This window comes from Banduia mediterranea (assembly GCF_031846245.1).
Classification (GTDB): Bacteria; Pseudomonadota; Gammaproteobacteria; order Nevskiales; family Nevskiaceae; genus Banduia; species Banduia mediterranea.
This window is the reverse complement of the sequence record NZ_JAVRIC010000048.1, coordinates 1-4,284: the sequence shown is the minus strand read 5'-3', so window position 1 is coordinate 4,284 and position 4,284 is coordinate 1. Positions and strand designations below refer to the sequence as shown.

Sequence of the window (4,284 nt, the reverse complement as noted above, 5' to 3'; positions counted from 1 at the left end):
CGAACCTCCCCTCGCGCTCTTCCCCAAAGCCGGAAAACTACCTCATGCTTCTGCATAAGAGCCGAAAAGTATCTCTGATACAGTTGACTGTAACAATACAGCTTGCTAGTTTGTATTAGGTAACTGTAACGATACAGTGAAGAGGTTAAAAAGGAGGTAAGCATGATCGCTCAAGCCGAACAACTGCTGCAACGTGGTTCCAGTGTCACCAGTTCACTGCTGCCGGCGATTTTCACTATCTTCAGCCAGTGGCGCCTCACTGGTGCCCAGCAGATGACGCTACTGGGGCTCAGCAATGAGAAGACCCTTTACAACTGGAAGAGCCAACCCGAGAAGGCCAAGCTGACGCGAGACCTGTTGGAACGGGCCAGCTACATTTTGGGGATCTATAAGTCCTTGCAAATCCTGTTGCCTGATCAGACGCTGGCTGACCAGTGGCTGGCCACACCGAACGACAACCCGCTGTTCAATGGCACGGCGCCGCTGGATCGCTTGCTGGCCGGTCAGGTGGTCGACCTGGCCGTGGTCAGGGATTTTCTCGATGCCCAGCGGGGTGGCTGGTGATCGCTATCGATACGCTACCTGGTAGCGAGGTCGATGAACCGGTTTATCGGATCATCCTGTCACGCTACCCGCAGATCCACCTGTTCGAACGCGTCTCCAACCCACAGGATTGGGAGGTGCTCTACGCCGTCGAGTCCCTGACGAATCCCCGGCTCCGCGATGAAGTCGGTGACATTCGTCTGGTACACCCGGAAGACCGGGTCTATGGCGACGGTGCCTCCTGGATCATGGCGGCCTTTACCCACCCACCGGTCGATGGCCGAGGTGGTCGCTTCAACCGGGACTTCGGCATCTATTACTGCGCCGCCGATGAAGCGGTCGCCATTGCCGAATCGTCCTACCACCGGGCGCGCTTCCTGCGTGAGTCCAGAATCGACAAGACCACCCAGGAAATGCGCGTTATCCGCGCACAGCTGGGGCCGACAACTCTGCATGATGTCCGTCACCTGGTGGGAGACGGTATCTGCGACCCCGATCATTATGGTGAAGCCCAGCAGCTCGGTTACGCGTTACGTGATGCCAAAAGTTTTGGCGTTCACTACCAAAGCGTGAGAGCGACAGGAGAGTGCTACGGGGTGATGCGTGCCCGAGCGCTGTCCGATGCGATCCACTGGCGTTATCTGCGCTACCACTATGACCAGGGAGCGATCGTCAACGTCGAATCTCTCGATGGCAGTGGCAGGAGGTGATGGCAATGTATAACGAGCTGCTGTGGATCTTCACCCAACTCCCGGATGATTACATCGTCCTCGATACCGAAACTACCGGACTCCCTGACGAAAACGGCCCGCCGGATATCGTGACACTTGGCATCACCGTGGTAAGAAATCGAAAGATAGCGGAATCCGTCGAATTTAAAACACGGCCACAAAAACGCATTTCAGAAGAAGCGCAGTCGATACACGGCATTACCAACGAACAGGCTGCAAGATTTGATTCCTTTTTTTCCCAATGGAGCCAGATTGTCGAATACCTGAAAGATCAGCTTATCGTCATTCACAACGCCAGTTTTGACTGGCCGATCCTGCTGGATCACGTCGCCCGCTACGGTTTATCAATGCCGCCAATTCAAGGTGTGTTCTGCAGTCAGAAAGCCGCCATTCCCTGGGCACAGGCAGCGAATTTGCCGTGCAGCCACAGAGGTCCATCGTTAGATACGCTGACGAAAGTGCTGGGTGTTGAAGATCTTAGAGCTAAGCGTAATGGGATTCATGGAGCGAAAATTGATAGCAAACTAACGTATCGCGTGGTGGAAGTGATGAAACAATATGGCTTAGATTCAAACGATTAGTGAATCACCACTGGTTCTTTAGATGCATTGATCCCAATGCCAATGTGTGGGAATTCGTGAGATCAGATTGTAACTTGATGGAGTAAAAATGAAAATCAGAAGGCTGGAAGTCACCAACTTTAGGGGAATTAACAAGCTGGAATGGAATCTCCGTGATGAGAGGATTTTCTGCCTTATCGGGAAAGGTGATTCCACAAAAACAACAGTTCTGGAAGCAATTCGCTGCGTCTTTAGCCCTCAATGGAATCACACATTCAGCGATTCCGATTTCTATCATTGCAATACTGACAACCCGATTCAAATCGAAGTCATCATCGGTCAACTGACATCCGAGTTATGCGCCGAGAAGAAGTACGGTGCGCATCTTCGTGGCTGGAGCAAGAGCCAGTTCAGTCTAAATGACGAACCAGAAGACGATGACGAACCTGTTCTTAGTGTCAGACTTGTGGTTGCAAAAGATCTGGAACCGAAGTGGAAGGTCATTACCGATCGTAATCCTGACGGGGTGGATTTCAAGGCCTCAGATCGAGCAAAAGTCGGTGTTGGTTTAATCGGAACATACAGCGATAAGCAGCTCACATGGGCTGCTGGGACTGCACTCGCCAAGATCACAGAGGCCGATAACCTCAATGAGTCGCTTGTGGAGGCGACGCGTGCAGCAAGGATCTCGCTAGATGGCCAAAGAGAGATAGTTCTTAAGAAATTCGATGCTGCGGCATCAAAGTCTGAATACGTGGCAAAAAATCTCGGCGTCCCTGTGGGTCAGGAATATAAGGCGCATCTTGATCTCAACACGATCAGCATACGGATTGGCGGCCTGACTCTTCACGACGGTGATATTCCGTTAAGGCAACTAGGTCTCGGGTCAAAACGTATGTTGTTGTGTGGAATTCAGAAGGAAAATTTAGATGACCAACATATCACATTGTTCGATGAAGTTGAGTATGGGTTGGAGCCACACAGGATCGCACGGTTGGTCAAGTATATTCGGGACGATCAAGCTGGACAGTACTTCCTAACAACACATTCTCCCACTGTTTTGCGCGAACTAACAGTTGAACAGTTATACGTCCTACACAAGGAGAATGGCTGTGTCCGCGTAGTGCCAGCTGCGGGAAACGAGCTGGGCGAATTAAACATACAAGGACATATTCGTTCCAGCGCGGAGGCATTCTTATCCCGAAAAGTCATCGTCTGCGAAGGGGCAACCGAAGTGGGATTCTTGCGCGGTATGGATAGTCTTTGGTCGGCCAATGGGCGTCTTCCATTCTCTTACCTAGGGGTAACTCCGTTAGATGCGCATGGTGCAAGCAAGGTAAGAGGTCTTGCAACTGGGTTCAACGCCTTACATTACGATGTCATGGTGGTTGCGGATGGCGATGAGCAAAAGCAATTCTCTGAGAAAGACGTTGCCGATCTAAAAAGCAAAGGTATTGCAGTTGTTATGTGGACGGATGAACTGTCGATAGAGCAAAGAGCAATGGCGGATTTACCTTGGGTCCACGTGCTGGCAAGCGCAAAACTGGCTCAAGAGCTCGGATCGCCGGTTCATGATAACGTCAAGTCGAAGCTAAAGATCCCATTGGATGAGGATATCGATAATTGGCAGGATACCGTCGACCTGCGTAAAGCGATCGGCGATGCTGCTAAGTCATCCTCGTGGTTCAAGAACATTTCAAGCGGAGATCGATGGGCTGAAGTTATTTTCCCAGCATTTGAAAATGCCGAGTTCCAACAGAAAGAATTTGCGATACAGCTTGGCAAGTTCCGTACATGGGCTGAACATGGATTGTGATCTGTCAAAGACATTAGCAGATTTCAAAGGTAGGGGTTACGTAATCGCACCTGCCGGGTATGGAAAGACGCATCTGATAGCTCAGGCAGTGAAGGCGAGCGCTCGGCGCCAACTGGTCCTGACGCACACATACGCAGGGGTGAATTCGATCAAGAGAAAGATGCAGTTACTGAAAATTCCTCCGTCGCAATACCAGATCGATACCATTGCGAGTTGGGCGTTGCGGATTTGTCTTTACTTTCCGAAGACGTCGAGGTGGAACAAGGAGCATCCAACAGGAAGGGAATGGAATAGACTTTATTCGGCCTGCGCGACTATGCTAAATAGGCCATTCGTGCAGCATGTAGTCAGATGTTCATACGGTGGGGTCTATGTTGATGAGTACCAAGATTGTTCTACTCAGCAACATGAATTGGTGGAATCTTTGGCGAGACTGCTTCCATGTCGTTTGCTTGGTGACCCCATGCAGGCCATATTTGATTTTAGCGAAAATCCAGTCGATTGGGAGAATTCTATCTATCCACATTATCAATTGCTAGGTGAGCTGAAAATACCTTGGCGATGGAAATTGGCTGGAGCAGACGAACTTGGACAATGGTTAGACGAAATGCGAGAGCTTCTCAAGAAAGGGAAA

At 50.6% G+C, this 4,284-nt stretch carries 5 protein-coding genes; all 5 read left to right on the top strand.

The annotated features are described in order from the left end of the window. Positions 1–162 precede the first annotated feature (162 nt). A complete protein-coding gene (locus RM530_RS18230; RefSeq protein ID WP_311366693.1) occupies positions 163–564 on the top strand; it encodes an MbcA/ParS/Xre antitoxin family protein in 402 nt (133 codons plus the stop codon). Then, positions 561–1,253 (top strand): RES family NAD+ phosphorylase, encoded by a 693-nt coding sequence (locus RM530_RS18225; RefSeq protein ID WP_311366692.1) that lies wholly within the window; start codon positions 561–563, stop codon positions 1,251–1,253. The genes RM530_RS18230 and RM530_RS18225 overlap by 4 nt, the downstream gene beginning before the upstream one ends. A 5-nt stretch (positions 1,254–1,258) precedes the next feature. After that, positions 1,259–1,855 (top strand): 3'-5' exonuclease, encoded by a 597-nt coding sequence (locus RM530_RS18220; protein ID WP_311366691.1) that lies wholly within the window; start codon positions 1,259–1,261, stop codon positions 1,853–1,855. An 88-nt stretch (positions 1,856–1,943) separates the two neighbouring features. After that, positions 1,944–3,650 carry an ATP-dependent nuclease gene (locus tag RM530_RS18215; RefSeq protein WP_311366690.1) on the top strand — a complete coding sequence of 569 codons (1,707 nt, stop codon included), beginning with the start codon at positions 1,944–1,946 and terminating at the stop codon, positions 3,648–3,650. 139 nt (positions 3,651–3,789) lie between these two features. Further along, a partial coding sequence (locus RM530_RS18210; protein WP_432276119.1) for a UvrD-helicase domain-containing protein occupies positions 3,790–4,284 on the top strand: 495 nt, incomplete at its 3' end.

Bases quoted from the DNA above. Each gene is read 5' to 3' on its own strand.
- RM530_RS18230 (WP_311366693.1), top strand. From the start codon at position 163: ATGATCGCTCAAGCCGAACAACTGCTGCAACGTGGTTCCAGTGTCACC.
- RM530_RS18220 (WP_311366691.1), top strand. From the start codon at position 1,259: ATGTATAACGAGCTGCTGTGGATCTTCACCCAACTCCCGGATGATTAC.
- RM530_RS18215 (WP_311366690.1), top strand. From the start codon at position 1,944: ATGAAAATCAGAAGGCTGGAAGTCACCAACTTTAGGGGAATTAACAAG.